Source organism: Paracoccus sp. (in: a-proteobacteria), assembly GCF_030538755.1.
In the GTDB taxonomy this organism is placed as follows: Bacteria; Pseudomonadota; Alphaproteobacteria; order Rhodobacterales; family Rhodobacteraceae; genus Paracoccus.
Map to the genome: position 1 here is coordinate 67269 of NZ_JAUNTJ010000004.1, position 18719 is coordinate 85987.

Sequence of the window (18719 nt, forward strand, 5' to 3'; positions counted from 1 at the left end):
GGCGCCCCTTTATGCGATACGAAACCGGACGGGTGACAGGCTGGCCGGAACCCCCGGCCAGCCAAAGGCCAGATCAGTTCTGGCTGTCCCAGTATTTCTTCGTCTCGGCCACCAGACGTTCGACGAACTGTTCCGGCGTCGTTTCGCCCAGGAACATGCGGTTATATTCCGGCTGCAACACCTGCGAGGTGAATTCCGGGTAAAGCACGTTCAGACCACCGCCATAGGGGGTCAGCGCCGTTGCCTCGGCCGCCGCCGTTTCGGCCTCGGCCAGTGCGCCGGGCCATGTCACACCGCCGCGCGTCACACCAACGCCGCCCTTTTCGGCCAGCAGGGTCTGCGCCTCGGCCCCCATCAGATAGTTCAGGAAACCCGCCGCCTCATCAGCATTGGGGGCATCTTTCAGGATCGCGATCGACACCATCGCGACCTCAAGATCGGTGGTCTTGCCCTTGCCATCGGCGACAGCCGGGAAATTGAACGCACCCCAGCCGAAATCCGGCCCGGTGGTGGCCGACAACTCGGTCGGCAACCATGATCCGACCAGCTCGCCCACGGTTTCGCCCATGGCGATGGTCTGCTGCCCGGCGGGATACTGGAACCCGCGCGCGTCCTGCGCGATACATTCAGCGTCCCAAAGCTGACGCCCGGCCTTTGCTGCCTCAAGCACGGCGGGGTCGTTCCACCCCTCGCCGGATTTGTCGGCAAAGGCCGCCAGCATCGCATCCGCGCCATTCCTGCGCGCCAGATAATGCGAGAAATAGGCCGCGTTATAAAAGGCGACATTGCCTTCGATTACCAGCAGATGCGTATCCGCCGCGCGCGCGGCACCGCACAGCGCGATCAGATCGTCCCATGTCGCGGGCGGAGCGCCGATTTCGGCCAGCGCCTCTTTGTCATACCAGAAATTGACGGTGTTATAGATATAGGGAAGCTGGGCGATCGTGTCGCCCTGCCCATACAGGGACAGCACGCCGGGCAGCAGCGCCGCCTTGACCTCATCCGTCAGATCGCCCGAGAGGTCGCGTAACTGATCCTGCAATTGCAGACCGCCCGCCAGTTGGTCACTGTCCTGATCCATCAGATCGACCGGCGTGCGCGCGGCCAGTGCCTGACGCAGCTTGGTCTGGTTCTGGCGACCGTTCCACACGACGTTAAAGGTCGTGTCCGGGTTGGCGGCAGTATAGTTCGCCATGATCTCTTTCAGCGCCTCGGCCTGCGGTTCGTTTTCGTTCCACATCGACCAATAGACCAGTTCCCCCGCCGATACGGGCAGCGCGGCCCCGGCAACGGTCAGGGCCAGCACGGCGGCGCCATTCTTCAGCACGGATGATGTCATGTTTACCTCCCGACAGGCGGCGCTTGGGCCGCTTCTAATAAAACTACAGTGGAATGAAGTTTTACTACATGTCAACGATTCCGTGACAATCTGGTAAACAAAACCTCCGCGGCCCGAGGCACATCAGCCCGGCACCAGCCCGGCGGCGCGGAACGCTGCCCCGTGCCGGGTGGTGTCAGCAGGGATCACGCCTTTCCCCGGCGGCCGGAACCGGCGCCAGTGGCGGGGCGATACCGTATTGCGGTCAGGCAATTGCGCCGGTCAGCCCGGCTCTGCGGTGACAACCGCCTGCGCCGCCGGGAATTGCGCCAGCTCGGCCCGGATGCGGATCTCGCCCGGATCGCCGGTCAGGCGCAGCCACATGCCGGTGGTGCCCCCCTGCAAGGGCCGCAACTCGGGGCCGATCAGCCGGGCCGGGCCGTCGATCGCAACCCGGACCGAGCCGGCCAGAAACGGCAGCCGGTTGCCGACCTGATCCAGCGCCCGCAGGATCACGCGCAGGTCGGTATCGGCCGCCGCAGGCAGGCGGTCGGCATCCGGCGCAATTTCCAGCCGGGTGGGCAGCGGGTCGGCCACATATTCTCGTCGGATGACGGGCTGGCCGTCCAGCCAGCCGGTTATCGTGCCGGGATGCCATGCCATGCCCCACAGGCCCAGTTCCTCGGCGCTCAGATGGCGATGGTCGATGATGACCGGAGGGTGCGGCAGATGCGGGAACCGTTCCCGGTCTGGCCCGACGCGACGCCTGATCCCCAGACAGTCGAATTCGATCTCGTCGCAATTGGTCAGCACGATCAGCGGCAGGATGCCGCCAAAGTTACGCTCGCCCCGCGCCCAAAAGGTAACGGGCTGCATCACCACACCCTGCGACGGCGGCTTTTGGCTGGCATAGGCAAAGGCGGCGAATTTCGGTTCCCGCCACATATCCATGACGCCGTGATGGCAGATACGGTCGCCCGCGCCGAAATCCTTGTGGGTGTTGTAATCGAACATGCACCAGCCCACGCTGCCCGCAATCGCCGGATCGCCATAGGCGGCGTTCATCACCTCAAGATGGCGGATCACATGTTCCATCTGCCGCAGTTCCGGGTCGCCCGCCTTGGTGGGGAACATATGGCCGTTGAACTCGGTCACGATATAGGGAACGGCGCGGGACAGGCCCGTCACCTCGGGGACCGGGCGCAGCGCGGTGCGGGGGCGGTTCACGCCGGGCAGCTCGGATTCGTCCAGCACGAAATCGTTCATCGCATAGACATCCTCCAGCAACTCGCTGTCGGTGATGCAGCGCACGCCGGTGGTGGCCCGCGTCGGGTCCAATTGCCGCGCAAGAGCGTTGGTCCGGGCATAAAGCCCGTGGCAATCGGGGCTTTCGTTGATCCGCACCCCCCAGACGATGATCGAGGGGTGGTTGCGGTCGCGGCGGATCATCGCCCCGGTATTGGCCAGCGCGGCATCCTGCCACTCGGGGCCGCCGATATGCTGCCAGCCGGGGATCTCGTTAAACACCATCAGCCCGATTTCGTCGCAGCGGTCCAGAAACCACGGGCTGGGCGGATAGTGCGAGCTGCGCACCAGATTGCAGCCAAGGTCAAAGCGCACGATTTCAGCGTCGCGTTCCTGCGCATGACGCCCCGCCGCATAGCCGGCATGAGGAAACGCCTGATGCCGGTTCAGCCCGCGCAACTGCACCCGCTGCCCGTTCAGGAAAAACCCCTCGGGCCGCCATTCGGCGCTGCGAAAGCCAAAGCGTTGGGTGATCCGGTCGCCGCTGTCGGGCAGGCTGACATCCAGCGAATACAGCGCCGGGTTGTCGGGCGACCACAGGGCGATGCCGCGCAGCCCGGTCATCGGCGCGCCGTCGCTGCGGGCAATTTCCGCGCCATCAGGCCCGCGCAGCACCGCCAGCAGCGGGCCGGGGGCGGACAGGTCGGCGTCAAAGACCACGGTCCTGGCATCCGCCAGCGGGTCGGGGGTCAGCACCCGCACGTCGCGGATATGCCGCGCGGGCAGCACCCGCAGCCATACATCGCGGTAAATCCCGGCATAGGTCAGATAGTCGATCTGCCCGCCAAAGGGCGGAATCGCAGGGTTTTCCGATCCGTCGATGCGAACGGTTATCAGGTTGTCATCGGCCAGATGCGGCGTCAGGTCCGCCGTGAACGGGGTATAGCCGTCAGGATGCGCCACCACCTGCACCCCGTTGACCCACACCACGGCATCGGCCATCGCGCCGTCAAACTGCATCTCGACCCGGCACCCGTCCCAATCGCCGCGCCGCAGGCGGCGCTGATAGGTGAAGGGGCGCTGATAGCAGGTCTCGTCGAAATAGCTTTGCGGCAGATCGACGGCATTATGGGGCAAGGAAACCGCCGCCCCCGTCATCGGGGCGGCACGCCACGCCGGGTCGAAGCCTTGGGCAAAGATCCAGTCGTCGTTCAGGCGGATGATCTGACGCATGACAAGATTACCACTCTGCAAAGCTGCCGTCGGCGTGGCGCCAGACGGGGTTGCGCCAGCGATGGCCCTTGGCGGCGGCGGCGCGCACCTTGTCTTCGTTGACGGTGATGCCAAGCCCCGGTCCCTGCGGGATGGCCACAAAACCCTGCGCATAATCGAACACGCCCGGATCGGTCAGGTAATCCAGCAGATCGGACCCCTGATTATAGTGGATGCCCAGCGATTGTTCCTGAATGAAGGCGTTATAGCACACCGCATCCAGTTGCAGGTTCGCCGCCAGCGCGATGGGGCCAAGCGGGCAATGCAGCGCCAGCGCCACATCATGGGATTCCGCCATCGCCGCGATACGATAGGTTTCGGTGATCCCGCCCGCGTGGCTGGGGTCGGGCTGGATGATGTCCACATAGCCCCCCGTCAGAATGTCGCGGAAATCCCAGCGGGAAAACAGCCTCTCGCCAAGGGCGATCGGGGTGGCGCTGTGGTTGGCGATCTCGCGCAGGGCCTCGGCATGTTCGGACAGCACGGGTTCTTCGATGAACATCAGCCGGAACGGTTCCAGTTCGCGCGCCAGCACCTTGGCCATGGGGCGGTGGACGCGGCCGTGAAAGTCGATGCCGATGCCGAAATCCGGTCCCATCTCGTCGCGGATGGCCTGCACCCGTTCCAGCACCTGATCCACCTTGGCATGGCTGTCGATGAACTGCATTTCCTCGGTGCCGTTCATCTTGACGGCGGTAAAGCCGCGCTCGGCGCAGTCGCGGGCCATGCGCGCGGTATCGCCGGGGCGGTCGCCGCCGATCCAGCTGTAAACGCGGATACGGTCGCGCTGCTGCCCGCCCAGCAGGCTGTGAACCGGCACGCCCAGAGCCTTGCCCTTGATGTCCCACAGCGCCTGGTCGATCCCGGCGATGGCCGACATGTGGATGCCGCCGCCGCGATAGAAACCGGCGCGATACATGACCGTCCAGTGATCCTGAATCAGCCCCGGATCGCGCCCGATCAGATAGTCTGACAGCTCGTCCACGCAGGCGGCCACGGTGGCGGCGCGCCCCTCCAGCACGGGTTCGCCCCAGCCGCTGATGCCCTCGTCAGTGCTGATTTTCACAAAGCACCAGCGCGGCGGAACGATAAAGGTTTCAATCGCGGTGATTTTCATCGCATTCCCCGGTTAGCGCAGCCGCTGGCCGCTGGTGGCGTCAAAGAAAAAGGCAGAGGCCGGGTCAAAATCCAGACCGACCAGCCCGCCGCCCGCGGGATCAAGCCGACGGTCGGTTTCCACGATCAGCTTTTCCCCCGATGGCGCGCTGACATGGGCATAGGTGACGCCGCCCAGATTTTCGGCCATATCGACGCGAAAGCCGTCCCCCTCGGTCAGGCGCAGCGCATTGGGGCGCAGGCCGATCTCGACGTCGCGCCCCTCGGGCAAAGGTGCAGCGACGGGGGCCGCGGCGACCGGACCAAAGGCGCCGGTCTGCACCTGCCCACCCCGCACCTGCCCGCGCACAAAGTTCATCGCGGGCGAGCCGATGAACCCCGCCACAAAGCGGTTGTCGGGGTCGTCATACAGATCCATCGGCGCGCCGACCTGTTCGATCCGCCCCGCGCGCAGCACCACGATCTTGTCGGCCATGGTCATCGCCTCGACCTGATCGTGGGTGACATAGATCATCGTGGCCGCGATCTCGCGGTGCAGTCGGGCAATTTCGGCGCGCATCTCGACGCGCAATTCGGCATCCAGATTGGACAGCGGCTCGTCGAACAGAAAGACCTTTGGCCCGCGCACGATGGCCCGGCCAATCGCCACGCGCTGCCGCTGCCCGCCGGACAGGGCGGCGGGCTTGCGATCCAGCAGCGGGTCCAGTTTCAGGATACGGGCGGCCTCGGCCACCTTGGCGGCGATCTGGGCGCGGGGATGGCCGTTCATCTTCAGGCCAAAGCCCATGTTCTGCCGCACGGTCATATGCGGATACAGGGCATAGGTCTGAAACACCATCGCCACGCCCCGGTCGGCGGGGTCGGCATGGGTCACATCGTCGCCGCCGATGCTGATCTGGCCATCGGTGGTTTCCTCAAGCCCCGCGATCATCCGCAGCAGCGTGGATTTGCCGCAACCCGAGGGGCCGACAAAGACGCAGAATTCGCCCTGCCCCACCTGCAAATCAACGCCGTGGACCACCCGGTGCTGACCGAAATCCTTGGTAACGCGGGCTAGCTGAACGCCGGACATGGGAACCTCATACTTGCCGTTCGGGAAAGCGCCACGCCCCGGCGATCTCGCCGATGTCGCGGGCGGCGGCGATCACGGGACCGGCCAGCGCCAGCAGGCCGGAACGCGACGTGGTGGCGGTCGTCGTCGTCACCGACAGCGCGCCCAGCATCCGCCCGCTGCCCGACAGGATCGGCGCGGCGATGCAGGCGATACCCGCCTCGTGTTCCTGATCGTCCAGCGCATAGCCGCGTTCACGGATGCGGGCCAGATCGGCGCGCAGGTCGTCGGGCGTGGTCAGCGTGTTGGGGGTGTGCCGGTGAAACGACTGACGGCTGATCGCTTCGGCCAGCCGGTCATCGGGCAGATAAGCCAGCATCGCCTTGCCGACGCCGGTGCAATAGGCCGGGCCAACCTTGCCCGACTGGGAAAACATCTCGACCGGCTGCGCGGCGTTGCGTTTATCGACATACAGCACCGCGCCATTATCCAGCTGCGCCAGATGCACGGTCTGCCCCAGATCGTCGGCCAGCCGGTCCAGCACATCGCGCGCAAGCGGCGCAAGGCTGGAACAGGCCCAGGCCGCATGGGCCAGCCGCACCAGCCGGATACCGGGGGCATAGGTCTGCCGGTCTTCGTCAAAGAACAGCATGTCCTGCCGCGTCAGCACCTGCAAAAAGCGATACAGCGTCGCCTTGGGCAGCCCGGATGGCGGCAGCAGTTCGGCAAAGCGCACGGGGCGGTCGAATTCCGCGACCAGATCCAGCACGGCCAGCGCGCGCCCCACTGTTCCATCCGAATGCGCCTGCCCGCCTGCCGTCACCCTGCCTCTCCTGCGTTGTTGTTGACAGGCTAGGTGATTCGCGGCACAGTTTCAATATTCAAAACTAGGTTTCAGCATATGAAACCAAATGGGAGGAGAAACGGACCATGGTCCCACGGAAACACGGGCTAATTCTGGCGCTGCTGCTGGCAACCGCTGTCCCGGCCCTGGCGCAGCAACGGACGTTGGTAATCAACCACGACGCATCCGACCCCGCGCCCAAGGCCGCCTTTGACGAACTGATCGCCGCGTTCGAGGCGGAATACCCCGACATCAAGGTGCAGGTGAACCTGTTCGACCATGAAGGGTATAAAACCGCGATCCGCAACTTTCTGACCGCCGACGCGCCCGATCTGGCCAACTGGTATGCGGGCAACCGCATGGCCCCCTTTGTGCAGGCCGGGCAGTTTCAGGATGTTTCAGACGTGTGGGAGGAACACGGCCTGAAAGACGCTCTGGCACCGGCCCTGTCGTCCATGACCATCGACGGCAAGCAATGGGGCATCCCCTATACCTATTACCAGTGGGGCATCTATTATAACGCCGATGTTTACAAACAGGTCGGCGTGGACCCGGATGCGATCAGCACATGGGATGATTTCATCGCCGCCTGCGAACAGTTCAAGGCCGCGAACATCGACTGCCTGACCACCGGCACCCGCGCTTTGTGGCCGGCGGCGGGGATCTTTGACTATCTGTCGCTGCGCACCAATGGCTATGACTGGCATATGCAGCTGACCAATGGCGAAATCCCGTGGACGGATGACGCCGTGCGCGCGGTCTTTGCCGAATGGGCCAAGGTCGTGCCCTATACCAGCGCCAATCACGCGGCGGTCGATTGGCAGGACGCGGTGTCAAACATCGTGCAGGGCCGGGCGGCGAATTTCGTCATGGGCAACTTTGCCGTGGCGGCGTTCAAGGATGGCGGGATGACGAATGACAATCTGGGCTTTATGCCCTTCCCGACGATCAACCCCGACATCGCCCGCGCCGAAGAGGCCCCGACCGACAGCATCCACATCCCCGCCGGTGCCAGAAACGTGCAGGATGCCAAGCTGTTCCTGGCCTTCATGGCCCGCCCCGAGATACAGACGCAGATGAACAAGACGCTGGGGCAACTGCCGATCAACGTCAACGCCGAGGTGGATGACGACCCCTTCCTGATCGAAGGGTTCGATCTGCTGTCCACCGCCGATGGCGGCATCGCCCAGTTCTTTGACCGCGACGCGCCTGCTGAAATGGCCAAGGCCGGGATGGAAGGCTTTCAGGAATTCATGGTCCGCCCCGAACGTCTGGACGCCATCCTTGAACGGCTGGAACGGATGCGCAGCCGCGTTTACGCCAACTGAGCCAAACCGGGCGGGCCGTGCCGCGGCCCGCCCCCCTGCCCGCCCCTGCCCGACGAACCGGAGCTGCCATGACAGCCACCCCCACCCTGCCGCACCGCACGCCCCGCCGCCGCCGCAAGATCAGCCGCAGCCTGACCCCGTGGCTGTTTCTGGCCCCCGGCATGGCGATGTTCGCGGTCTATGTCGTGATCCCGATTTTTCAGTCGTTCTGGATTTCCCTGCATGACTGGAACGGCCTTGGCGACATGCGCTGGATCGGGCTGGCGAATTATCAGGAACTGTGGTGGGACGAGGCATTCTATACCAGCCTGAAAAACAACATCCTGTGGCTGGTGCTGTATATGCTGGCCGTGCCGGCCGGGCTGGCCATCGCGCTGTTTCTGAACCAGACCGTGCGCGGGATGCGCATCTACAAATCGCTGTTCTTCTTTCCCTTCGTCATCAGTCAGGTTGTGGTCGGGCTGATGTTCGCGTGGTTCTATGCCCCCGGTTTCGGCCTGCTTTACAACCTGATCGAGTGGTTCAGCGGGCGCGGCATCGCCATTCTGGCCGATGAACGATACGTCACCTATGGCATCATCGCGGCGGGGCTGTGGCCGCAGATCGCCTATTGCATGATCCTGTATCTGACCGGCCTGAACGCCGTCGCCACCGACCAGATCGAGGCCGCACGGCTGGACGGCGCGCGCGGCTGGCGGATGCTGTGGCATGTGGTGCTGCCGCAACTGCGGCCCGCGACCTTTATCGCCGTGGTCGTCACGGTCATCGGCGCGCTGCGGTCGTTCGATCTGGTGTCGATCATGACCTCGGGCGGGCCGTTCGGGTCGTCTCGGGTGCTGTCTTATTACATGTATGAACAGGCGCTGTCGGAATATGGCTATCGCATGGGATATGGCGCCGCGATCGCGGTGGTGCTGTTCGCGATCATGATGATCTTCATCTCGGGCTTCATCTGGAAGATGTGGCGCGACGAAAAGGGGCAATAGGCCATGTTTCCGCGTCCCGTTCAAACCATGTCCCCCTCGGCCCAGCGGCTATACAAGGTGGCGCTGCCGGTGATGCTGATCCTGTGGCTGCTGCCCCTGCTGGGGGTGGCGATGACCTCGCTGCGGCCCTCGGGTGATCTGGCGGCGGGGAATTATTTCGGAATGCCCTCGCGCATCGCGGTCGAGAATTATGCCGATGTGTTCCGCAATTCGCCCTTTGCCAATTACCTGCTGAACAGCTTCAAGGTGACGATCCCCACCGTGATCGGCGCGGTCGCCCTGTCCTGCATGACGGGCTTTGCGCTGGCGGTGTATCGGTTCCGCCTGTCGATGCTGGTGTTTTTCATGTTTGTCGCCGGCAATTTCGTGCCGTTCCAGATTCTGATGGTGCCGGTGCGCGACCTGACGGTGAACATGGGGCTTTACAACACCATCACCGGGCTGGCGCTGTTTCATATCGCCTTTCAGACCGGGTTCTGCACCCTGTTCATGCGCAACTTCATCAAGGCCCTGCCCCGCGAACTGATCGAGGCCGCGCGGGTCGAGGGCGTGCGCGAATGGCAGATTTTCCTGTTCGTCGTGCTGCCGCTGGTGCGCCCGGCCATCGCGGCGCTGGCGGTGCTGGTGTTCACCTTCATCTGGAACGATTATTTCTGGGCGATGGTGCTGACGCAGGGCGCGGGCACGCAGCCGATCACCGCCGGGCTGAACAGCCTGAACGGGCAATGGATCGCGGCGTGGCATCTGGTTTCCGCCGGCTCGATCCTGGCCGCGCTGCCGCCGGTTCTGATGTTCTTTCTGATGCAGCGCCATTTCATCGCCGGGCTGACGTTCGGGGCCGTCAAATGAGCCTGTGGCGCATCGACAGCGGGCCGCAAACGCTGGTGCTGGCATCCGATGGCGGGCTGGCGCGCTGCTGTTACTGGGGGCCGCCCCTGCCTCAGGACGAGGATCTGGCCGCCCTCAGCGCCGCCGCCGATGGCGGGGTCAGCGGCGGGATGCTGGACGAATTGCCGCCGCTGTCGCTGTGCCCCGAGGCACGGCGCAGCTTTCCCGGCCAGCCGGGGCTGGTGGCCTTTGATGAAACCGGCCCACTCGAACCCGACTGGCGGCTGACCGACGCGGCGCGGCAGGGCGATGCGCTGCACCTGATCCATCAGGCCGAGGGGCTGACGCTGGAATTTCGTCTGACCCCGCGCCCGCACGGGCTGATCGCGCTCACCGCTCATCTGCGCAGCGAACGCCTGCTGAACCTGCATTATCTGTCCGTCACCCTGCCCGTGCCCGCGCCGCTGGACCAGATCACCACCCTGACCGGCCGCTGGCTGCGCGAGTTTCAGCCCCTGACCATGCCCCTGCGCGGCACGCAGATGACCGATGCGCGCACTGGCCGGTCGGGGCATGAGCATGTGCCGCATGTGATCCTGTCAGCCCCCGGCACCACCAACACCAGCGGCACGGCCCATGCGCTGCACTATGCGTGGTCGGGCGGGCATCGCATGGTTGCGGCAGAGCTGCCAGACGGGCGGCGGATGATCCAGATCGGCGATGTGTCGGGCGGGGCGCGTCTGCCCGCGACCGCCTTTGACAGCGCCGAAATCTGGCTGATGCGCGGGGATCAGGGGCTGAACAGCATCAACATCCCGATGCAGCGCAGCATCCGCGACCGCCTGCCCCCCGCGCGCCAGCCGCGCCCGGTGCATTACAACAGCTGGGAGGCGATCTATTTCCGCCACGACCCCGCCGAACTGGCCGAAATCGCCCGCCGCGCCGCCGATCTGGGGGCCGAGCGTTTCGTGCTGGATGACGGCTGGTTCGGGCAGCGCGATGACGACACCACATCCCTGGGCGACTGGCAGATCAATCCGGCGAAATACCCGCAGGGCTTTGCCCCGCTGATCGAACAGCTTCACGCCCTCGGGCTTGGCTTTGGCCTGTGGGTCGAACCGGAAATGATCTCTGAAGACAGCGATCTTTTCCGCGCGCACCCGGACTGGGTGCTTGGCCCCGCCAGCCAGATCAGGGGGCGCAACCAGTTTCATCTGGATATGGCGCGGCAGGACGTGCGCGCCCATCTGTTCGCCCGGCTTGATGCGCTGCTGCGCAACTGGCCGATCGAGTATCTGAAATGGGATCACAACCGCCTGCCGCCCTTTCCCGACACGGCGCAGACACGCGGAACCTATGCCCTGATGGATCGCCTGCGCGCCGCCCATCCGGGGGTGGAAATCGAAAGCTGCGCCTCGGGCGGGGGGCGGATCGACGGCGGCATCATGGCGCGCTGCGCCCGGCTGTGGCTGTCCGACAGCAACGATGCGGCCGAGCGGCTGCGCATCCAGCATCACGCCGCCTTTCTGCCCGCCTGCGCCACCGGCAGCCATGTCGGTCCGCGCGCCTGCCATTCCTCGGGGCGGGTTCTGCCGGTGGCCTTTCGCGGCTGGGTGGCGGCGCAACGGCACATGGGGTTCGAAATGGACCCGCGCGAACTGACCGAGGACGAAGCCGCCACCCTGCGCCGCATCACCGCATGGTGGAAGGCGAACCGTGACTGGATGCTGGCGGGCGACATCTGGCGGCTGGACAGCGCGCCGGACACTCTGGCCGAGGTTCAGATCGCGGCCGATGGCGCGCGCTTTGTCGCCTTTGCCGCCGGCCTGACGACCGCCGCGCCGATCCTGCCTGCGCCGCTGCGGCTGACCGGGCTGATCCCCGACGCCCGCTATCGCCTGACCATGATCGAACGCCCGCCCGGCCACCATCGCGCCCGAACGGCGATCTGCGACGGGCCGGTCACACTGTCGGGGGCGGCGCTGATGGCGCAGGGGGTTGCCCTGCCGCCCGCCTTTCCCCAGACCATCGCCGTCATAGAAGGACAGCGCCTATGACCGATCACACCGACCACCGCATCAACTGGATCGCCGCCGATTGGGGCACGACGAACCTGCGTGTCTGGGCGATGGCGGGGGCGCGGATCGTGGACAGCCGCCGCTCGGATCAGGGGATGGGTGTGCTGCGCCCCGGCGATTTCGCGGCTGTGCTGGCCGATATGACCCAGGGCTGGCCCGCGGCGGTGCCGGTGATCGCCTGCGGCATGGTCGGATCGCGTCAGGGCTGGGTCGAGGCCCCCTATGTGCCCGTCCCCTGCCCCGCCACGCCCCGGCTGGTGCGGGTGCCGGGCGATCCGGGCGGGCGGGCGGTCAGCATCGTCTGCGGCGTGCGCCAAGACAGCCCCGCCGATGTGATGCGCGGCGAGGAAACCCAGATCGCGGGGCTTTTGGCGCGCAAGCCCGATTTCGACGGCATCGCCTGCCTGCCCGGCACGCATACCAAATGGGTGCGCATCTCTGCCGGGGAAATCTGCAACTTCAAGACCTTCATGACCGGCGAGCTGTTCGGCCTGCTGGCCGGGCAGTCGGTGCTGCGCCACTCGGTCGGGGATGATACCGACATGCCGGGCTTTGACGCGGCGGTGTCGGATGCGATGGCGCGGCCTGCGGCGGGCTATGCCGGGCTGTTCCAGATCCGGGCGGAAATGCTGCTGACCGGGCTGGACCCGGCCTTGGCGCGGGCGCGTCTGTCGGGCACGCTGATCGGCTGGGAACTGGCCGCCGCCCGCCCGTGGTGGCTGGGCTGCGATGTGACGGTGATCGGCGCGGACGGCCTGTCGGACCTTTATGCCCGCGCGTTGCAGGCGCAGGGCGTCCCCGTCAGCATCCTGCCCGCGCAGGATGCCACGCTGACCGGGCTTTTCACCGCCTTTGCACAAGGAACCCCCGCATGAGCCGCCCTCTGATCGCCATCCTGCGCGGCCTGACCCCGCCCGAGGCCCCCGCCATCGCCGCCGCCCTGATCGGCGCAGGCATCACCCGGATCGAGGTGCCGCTGAACTCGCCCGAGCCGCTGACCAGCATCGCCACGCTGGCGCGCGATTTCGGGGATCAGGCGCTGATCGGGGCGGGCACGGTGCTGACGCCCGCTCAGGCCCGGCAGGTGGCCGGGGCGGGGGGGCGGATGGTGTTGTCGCCCAATTACGACCCCGCCGTTATCGCCGCCACCCGCGCCGCCGGGATGGACAGCTTTCCCGGCGTGATGACCCCGACCGAAGCCTTTGGCGCGCTGGCCGCAGGCGCAACGGGGCTAAAGCTGTTTCCGGGCGAGCTGATCGGTCCGGCCGGCCTGCGCGCGCTGCGCCCCGTCCTGCCGGCCGGCACCGGGCTGTGGGCGGTTGGCGGCGTTTCGGCGGCCAATATGGCAGAGTGGCGGGCGGCAGGGGCCACGGGCTTTGGCATCGGATCGTCGCTTTACCGGCCCGGCGATACAGCGCAGACCGTCGCCGCCAAGGCAGCCGCCATCGTCGCCGCATGGGATCAGACCGCCGCCTGACGCGCCTGACGCAGCAGGGGCAAAGACCAGCGCAAAGGCAGGCTACAGGATCACCTGATGTTCGGCCTGCCCCTGCGCGACGCCGGGCGCCATGAAGGTCTGCCCGGCTGCGGGGCTGGCGGCACGGGCGGCGGCATCCATCCCTTGCAGCGCGGTGGTGCAAAACAGCGTATCGCCGCCAAAGGCAGGGCAAGAGGTATGCGGCGCATCAAACGCCGCCACCCGCACCCGCCCGCCGTCGGGCGCATAGGCCGCCACCCGCGCCGCGCCCCATTCGGCCAGCCACATCAAGCCCTGCGCATCCACCACCGCGCCATCCGGGTTCAGCCCCTCGGGGGACAGGTCCAGATAAAGCTCTGGCGTGCCGCTGGGCCAGCCTTGCGCATCCAGCCGCACCCGCATGACCCGGCTGGTCACGGTGTCGGTGAAATGCGCGGTTCGGCCATCGGGGCTGAAACAGATCGCGTTCGGGATGGTCAGGCCGGGATAGAGACAGCGCAATTCGCCACGATACCAGCGATAGATCGCCCCCGCCCCGGCCTGGGCATTCTTGCCCATGGTGCTGATCCAGAACCCGCCCTGCGGATCGGCGCGGCCATCGTTGGATCGGGTCACGGGATTGTCCCCCTCCAGATCGGTCAGCGGCGTGGCCGTTTCGCTGGTCAGATCAAACAGGAACAGGCTGCATTCATCCGCAACCAGCAGCACGTCACGGCTGACCCAGCCCGCCGCCGACACCATCCGGGCAAAGCGCCATTCGCGCGCAGCATCGTCGCGCGACAGCATCCGCTGGCCGGTGATGTCGAACCAGAACAACTGATCGCGCAGCGGATGCCACAGCGGGCCTTCGCCCAGTTCGCAGGGGCGCGGATCAAAGATCATCCCGTCACCACCACGCCGCCATCAATGACCAGCGCCTGCCCCGTCATCGCCCTCGACGCCTGCGAGGCCAGAAACAGGCAGCCGCCGACGATATCCTGAGGTTCCAGCGAGTCTTTCAGGCATTGGCGGTCCAGATGCGCGGCCAGCCCTTCGGGCGTCACCCACATGTCCTTTTGCTTTTGCGTCAGCACCCAGCCCGGTGCCAGCGCATTGACACGGATGCGATCCGGCCCGAATTCCCGCGCCAGACTGCGGGTCAGCCCGTTGATGGCGGCATTCGACGCCGTGTAAAGCGGATAACCGGCGTTCCCCATCATATAGCTGATCGAGGAAAAGTTGATGATCGCCCCGCCGCCCGCCGCCTGCATCCCCGGCACCACGGCCTTGGCCGCAAAGACATAGGCCTTGAGGTTGATGGCGATGGACCAGTCGAAAAATGCCTCGTCCACATCGCTCAGGCTGTGCCGCTTGTCATTGGCAGCGTTGTTCACCAGCACCGTTATCGGGCCATGCGCCGCCGCCGCCGCGTCGAGCGTTGACTGCAAGGCCGCCATGTCGGTGATGTCGCAGCGCAGGAACAGCGGGCGGTTGCCGGTTGCCTGTTCCATCGCATCGCAAAATTCCCCGGCATCGCTGCGCTGACAAAAGGCCACCTTAGCGCCCTGCCGCAAAAAGCCCTCGGTCAAGGCAGCGCCGATGCCCGATCCGCCGCCGGTGACAAAGACCGAAGCCCCGTTCAGGTCGGGAAAAACTGGCAGGTTCATCAATGGCATTCCTTTCGGCTGCGGGGCGCGGCACGGACCCGCGCCACAAGGACGATCCTTCATCTTTTCAGGCACATGCGCAACAAAAACCGCTGTGACCGGGGCAGGATCAGGGGCGGATCAGCCACCCTTGGGGCGGAACGCCCTGATCCGCGCCGGGTCGGTTTCGATCCGCGCCGCGCCGATCAGGTCAAGGCAATAGGGCACCGCCGCAAAGACCGCGTTCAGGCAGGTGGCGATGGCCGCGGGCTTGCCGGGCAGCAGGATCATCAGACTGCTGTCGCGGATGCCCGCCGTCTGGCGCGACAGGATCGCCGTCGGCACCTCGGCCAAGGATGCGCGGCGCATTTCCTCGCCAAAGCCGGGCAGTTCCTTTTCCATCACATCGGCCAGCGCCTCGGGGGTTTCGTCGCGCGGGGCCGGGCCGGTGCCGCCGGTGACAAGGATCAGGTCCGCCCCGCCCTCGACCAATGCGCGCAGGGTTTCGGCCACACCGTCGCGCCCGTCGGGGATGATGTGGCGCGCAATGTCGATCGGCGAGGAGATGACCCCGCGCAGCCATTCTTCGGCGCCGGGGCCGCCCTTGTCTTCGTATTCGCCGCGCGCGGCGCGGTCGGATACGGTAACGATGGCGATGCGGGCGGGGCGCGTGGCAGAGGCGGCATGTGTCATGCCCGCATCCTGCCGCAACCGCCGCCCGATGAAAAGCCGCTTAACCGGCGAAGCGATAGCGGCGCAGCCAGTGTCCATAGGGATCGGGCAGCACATCCGCCGGACTGTCCAGCCCCAGCCGCGTGGCGGCCAGATAGGTCCAGTGCGGATCGGCCAGATGCGCCTTGCCGATCAGCACCTGATCCAGCGCGCCATCGGCCACGCAAGCCTGCGCAAAGGACGGCTCGTCAAAGCCCCAGGCCGAGGACACCAGCAGCCCGCTTTCCTGACGGATACGCTTGGCATAGGGCGCAAGGAACCCCGGCGTGCCCCACGGAATTTGCCCGTCCGCCGTGGTAAAGCCCACGCTGACGCTGAGCAGGTCCAGCCCCTCGTCCCGGAACCGGGTGGCCAGCGCGACGGATTCGGCCATCTGCGCCTCGTCCCGGCCATCGAATTCCAGCACCCCCAGACGCGCGGTCAGCGGCAGGTTTTCGGGCCAGACCTTGCGGACCTCGCGCAGCGTTTCAATCAGAAAGCGGGCGCGGTTTTCGGGGCTGCCGCCGTATTCATCGCCGCGCTGGTTGCTTTTGTCATTGTAAAAGCTCTGCGCCAGATAGCCATGGGCGAAATGCAGCTCCAGCCAGCGGAACCCGGCATCGCGGGCGCGGGTGGCGGCGGCCACGAAATCGGCGCGGACGCGGGCGATGTCATCCTGCGTCATTTCGACCGGCACCTTGCCCAGATGGCCACCAAAGGCGATGGCCGAAGGCGCGATGGTCTGCCAGCCCTTGGGCGCGTCGTTGGGAATGTGATCGTCGCCATCCCACGGGCGGTTGGCACTGGCCTTGCGCCCGGCATGAGCGATCTGGATGCCCGGCACCGCGCCATGCGCCGCGATCAGCCGCGCGATCTCGGCCAGCTTTTCGGCCTGTTCATCGTTCCAGATGCCTAGGCAATTGGGCGAGATGCGCCCCTCGGGCGACACCGCCGTCGCCTCGACCACCACGACACCGGCCCCGCCCTGCCCCAGCGCGCCGTAATGCACCCGGTGCCAGTCACTCACCAGCCCGTCTTCGGCCATATACTGACACATCGGCGGCACGGCGATGCGATTGCGGGCGGTGACGTCCTTGATCGTCAGCGGCTGAAACAAGGCGGACATGGGGATTCCTTTTGTGGCAAACAGGCGGCTTGGGGCCGCGCGCTGTCAGGTAAGACGTTTCAGCCAAGGTTCAAGCAGGGGGCCGCAGGAATACAGTTGCGCGGCCTATTGACCCGCCTATGTGGCCAGCAGAATCACCATCACCAGCCCCGCAACATACAGCAACGCGCATAAAAACTGATCGCGCCGGTATCCCGGCTGCATCATGGCAGCGGCCAGCATCGCCGGATCGGGCCATGATACATACAGCAACAGAAAATGCGTATAAGTTGCGGGTTTTCCCCGCGCTGCGCGATGTTGCTGAAAAAACGGGAAATGCCTGCGGCGGATCAGATGGCGGCACAGCGCCAACATGGCGACGTGGAACAGGATCAGGCCCAGAACCAGCGCAATCATCGCACGCCCCAGAATGGAAAACGCCCCGCCGGGATGGCGGGGCGCCGCGATCACTTCACCCGCGCGTTGCGGTTCGCCACCAGTTTCAGGCGCAGGGCGTTCAGGCGGATAAAGCCTGCCGCGTCTTTCTGGTCATAGGCGCCGGCGTCGTCCTCGAAGGTCACATGGGCTTCGCTGTAAAGCGAATGATCCGACCAGCGGCCTACGCAATTCACGCTGCCTTTATAGAGTTTCAGCCGCACGGTGCCGGTCACATGCTCCTGCGATTTGTCGATCAGGGCTTGCAGCATCTCGCGTTCGGGGCTGAACCAGAAGCCGTTATAGATCAGTTCGGCATAGCGCGGCATGATGCTGTCTTTCAGGTGGCCCGCGCCGCTGTCCAGCGTGATCTGTTCGATGCCGCGATGCGCCTCCAGCAGGATGGTGCCGCCGGGGGTTTCATAGATGCCGCGCGACTTCATGCCGACAAAGCGGTTTTCGACGAAATCCAGACGGCCGATGCCGTGACGCCCGCCATATTCGTTCAACTGCGTCAGGATCGTGGCCGGCGACATGGCCTGCCCGTTGATCGCCACCGCATCGCCGCGTTCAAACGTCACCTCGATATATTCGGGCTGATCGGGCGCATCCTCGGGGTTGACCGTGCGCTGATAGACGTAATCGGGGGCCTGCTCGGCGGGGTTTTCCAGCGCCTTGCCCTCGGACGAGGTGTGCAGCAGGTTCGCGTCCACGCTGAACGGGGCCTCGCCGCGCTTGTCCTTGGCGATGGGGATCTGGTTCTGTTCGGCAAACTCGATCAGCTTGGTGCGCGAGGTCAGATCCCATTCGCGCCAGGGCGCAATGACGCGGATCGCCGGGTCCAGCGCATAGCAGGACAGTTCGAACCGCACCTGATCGTTGCCCTTGCCGGTCGCACCATGGGCCACGGCATCGGCACCGTGTTCATGGGCAATTTCCACCAGCCGCTTGGAAATCAGCGGCCGCGCGATCGAGGTGCCCAGCAGATACAGCCCCTCATAGACCGCATTGGCGCGGAACATCGGGAAGACAAAATCGCGCACGAATTCCTCGCGCAGATCGTCGATATGGATGTTTTCCGGGCGGATGCCCAGCAGTTCCGCCTTGGCGCGCGCAGGTTCCAGTTCTTCGCCCTGCCCCAGATCGGCGGTAAAGGTAATCACCTCGCAGCCGTATTCGGTTTGCAGCCATTTCAGGATGATCGAGGTATCAAGCCCCCCCGAATAGGCCAGAACGACTTTTTTCGGCGCGTCAGTCATGCGGTTAACCCCTTGTCGAATTTTCGACGGGATAGGACGGA

General features: G+C 65.6%; 17 protein-coding genes. 6 read left to right on the plus strand and 11 right to left on the minus strand.

Translation table 11 applies throughout. The features are described from left to right. Positions 1-73 precede the first annotated feature (73 nt). The 5 genes from Q4G14_RS03620 to Q4G14_RS03640 all read right to left on the minus strand — a co-directional run bounded on the left by Q4G14_RS03620 (position 74) and on the right by Q4G14_RS03640 (position 6825). Positions 74-1339: an ABC transporter substrate-binding protein gene (locus Q4G14_RS03620; protein ID WP_303360360.1), complete on the minus strand. Its 1266-nt coding sequence runs from the start codon at positions 1337-1339 to the stop codon at positions 74-76. Between the two features lie 261 nt (positions 1340-1600). Further along, positions 1601-3796 (minus strand): glycoside hydrolase family 2 TIM barrel-domain containing protein, encoded by a 2196-nt coding sequence (locus tag Q4G14_RS03625; protein WP_303360361.1) that lies wholly within the window; start codon positions 3794-3796, stop codon positions 1601-1603. Positions 3797-3803: 7 nt separating this feature from the next. After that, on the minus strand, positions 3804-4952 hold the full coding sequence (gene dgoD, locus Q4G14_RS03630; RefSeq protein WP_303360362.1) for a galactonate dehydratase: 1149 nt from the start codon (positions 4950-4952) through the stop codon (positions 3804-3806). Positions 4953-4964: 12 nt separating this feature from the next. Then, complete coding sequence (locus Q4G14_RS03635; protein ID WP_303360363.1) at positions 4965-6023, minus strand: ABC transporter ATP-binding protein; 1059 nt, start codon at positions 6021-6023, stop codon at positions 4965-4967. A 7-nt stretch (positions 6024-6030) separates the two neighbouring features. Next, the gene (locus Q4G14_RS03640) at positions 6031-6825 is read right to left on the minus strand and encodes an IclR family transcriptional regulator (RefSeq protein WP_303360364.1); all 795 of its coding nucleotides are present in this window, start codon (positions 6823-6825) and stop codon (positions 6031-6033) included. Positions 6826-6932: 107 nt separating this feature from the next. Here Q4G14_RS03640 and Q4G14_RS03645 point away from each other — a divergent pair, with 107 nt between their 5' ends. The 6 genes from Q4G14_RS03645 (at position 6933) to Q4G14_RS03670 (ending at position 13543) form a co-directional block, all read left to right on the plus strand. Next, positions 6933-8174: an ABC transporter substrate-binding protein gene (locus Q4G14_RS03645; protein ID WP_303360365.1), complete on the plus strand. Its 1242-nt coding sequence runs from the start codon at positions 6933-6935 to the stop codon at positions 8172-8174. Between the two features lie 68 nt (positions 8175-8242). Continuing rightward, complete coding sequence (locus tag Q4G14_RS03650) at positions 8243-9160, plus strand: carbohydrate ABC transporter permease (RefSeq protein WP_303360366.1); 918 nt, start codon at positions 8243-8245, stop codon at positions 9158-9160. 3 nt (positions 9161-9163) lie between these two features. Further along, on the plus strand, positions 9164-10009 hold the full coding sequence (locus Q4G14_RS03655) for a carbohydrate ABC transporter permease (RefSeq protein ID WP_303360367.1): 846 nt from the start codon (positions 9164-9166) through the stop codon (positions 10007-10009). Beyond that, positions 10006-12045 (plus strand): alpha-galactosidase, encoded by a 2040-nt coding sequence (locus Q4G14_RS03660; protein WP_303360368.1) that lies wholly within the window; start codon positions 10006-10008, stop codon positions 12043-12045. Before Q4G14_RS03655 ends, Q4G14_RS03660 begins: the two co-directional genes overlap by 4 nt. Continuing rightward, on the plus strand, positions 12042-12941 hold the full coding sequence (locus Q4G14_RS03665; protein WP_303360369.1) for a 2-dehydro-3-deoxygalactonokinase: 900 nt from the start codon (positions 12042-12044) through the stop codon (positions 12939-12941). Before Q4G14_RS03660 ends, Q4G14_RS03665 begins: the two co-directional genes overlap by 4 nt. Continuing rightward, positions 12938-13543: a 2-dehydro-3-deoxy-6-phosphogalactonate aldolase gene (locus Q4G14_RS03670; protein WP_303360370.1), complete on the plus strand. Its 606-nt coding sequence runs from the start codon at positions 12938-12940 to the stop codon at positions 13541-13543. The genes Q4G14_RS03665 and Q4G14_RS03670 overlap by 4 nt, the downstream gene beginning before the upstream one ends. Positions 13544-13585: 42 nt before the next feature. Here the strand turns inward: Q4G14_RS03670 and Q4G14_RS03675 are convergent, their stop codons facing one another. From Q4G14_RS03675 to Q4G14_RS03700, 6 genes are all read right to left on the minus strand, one after another. Beyond that, complete coding sequence (locus Q4G14_RS03675) at positions 13586-14425, minus strand: SMP-30/gluconolactonase/LRE family protein (RefSeq protein WP_303360371.1); 840 nt, start codon at positions 14423-14425, stop codon at positions 13586-13588. Further along, the gene (locus Q4G14_RS03680) at positions 14422-15189 is read right to left on the minus strand and encodes an SDR family NAD(P)-dependent oxidoreductase (RefSeq protein WP_303360372.1); all 768 of its coding nucleotides are present in this window, start codon (positions 15187-15189) and stop codon (positions 14422-14424) included. The genes Q4G14_RS03675 and Q4G14_RS03680 overlap by 4 nt, the downstream gene beginning before the upstream one ends. Positions 15190-15309: 120 nt before the next feature. Next, positions 15310-15861: a molybdopterin adenylyltransferase gene (gene mog / locus Q4G14_RS03685; RefSeq protein ID WP_303360373.1), complete on the minus strand. Its 552-nt coding sequence runs from the start codon at positions 15859-15861 to the stop codon at positions 15310-15312. Between the two features lie 40 nt (positions 15862-15901). After that, on the minus strand, positions 15902-17005 hold the full coding sequence (locus Q4G14_RS03690) for an NADH:flavin oxidoreductase/NADH oxidase (protein ID WP_303360374.1): 1104 nt from the start codon (positions 17003-17005) through the stop codon (positions 15902-15904). 117 nt (positions 17006-17122) lie between these two features. Continuing rightward, positions 17123-17455, minus strand: a complete 333-nt coding sequence (locus tag Q4G14_RS03695) for a hypothetical protein (RefSeq protein WP_303360375.1) — start codon at positions 17453-17455, stop codon at positions 17123-17125. Beyond that, positions 17452-18678 (minus strand): argininosuccinate synthase, encoded by a 1227-nt coding sequence (locus Q4G14_RS03700; RefSeq protein WP_303360376.1) that lies wholly within the window; start codon positions 18676-18678, stop codon positions 17452-17454. The genes Q4G14_RS03695 and Q4G14_RS03700 overlap by 4 nt, the downstream gene beginning before the upstream one ends. Between the last annotated feature and the right edge of the window lie 41 nt (positions 18679-18719).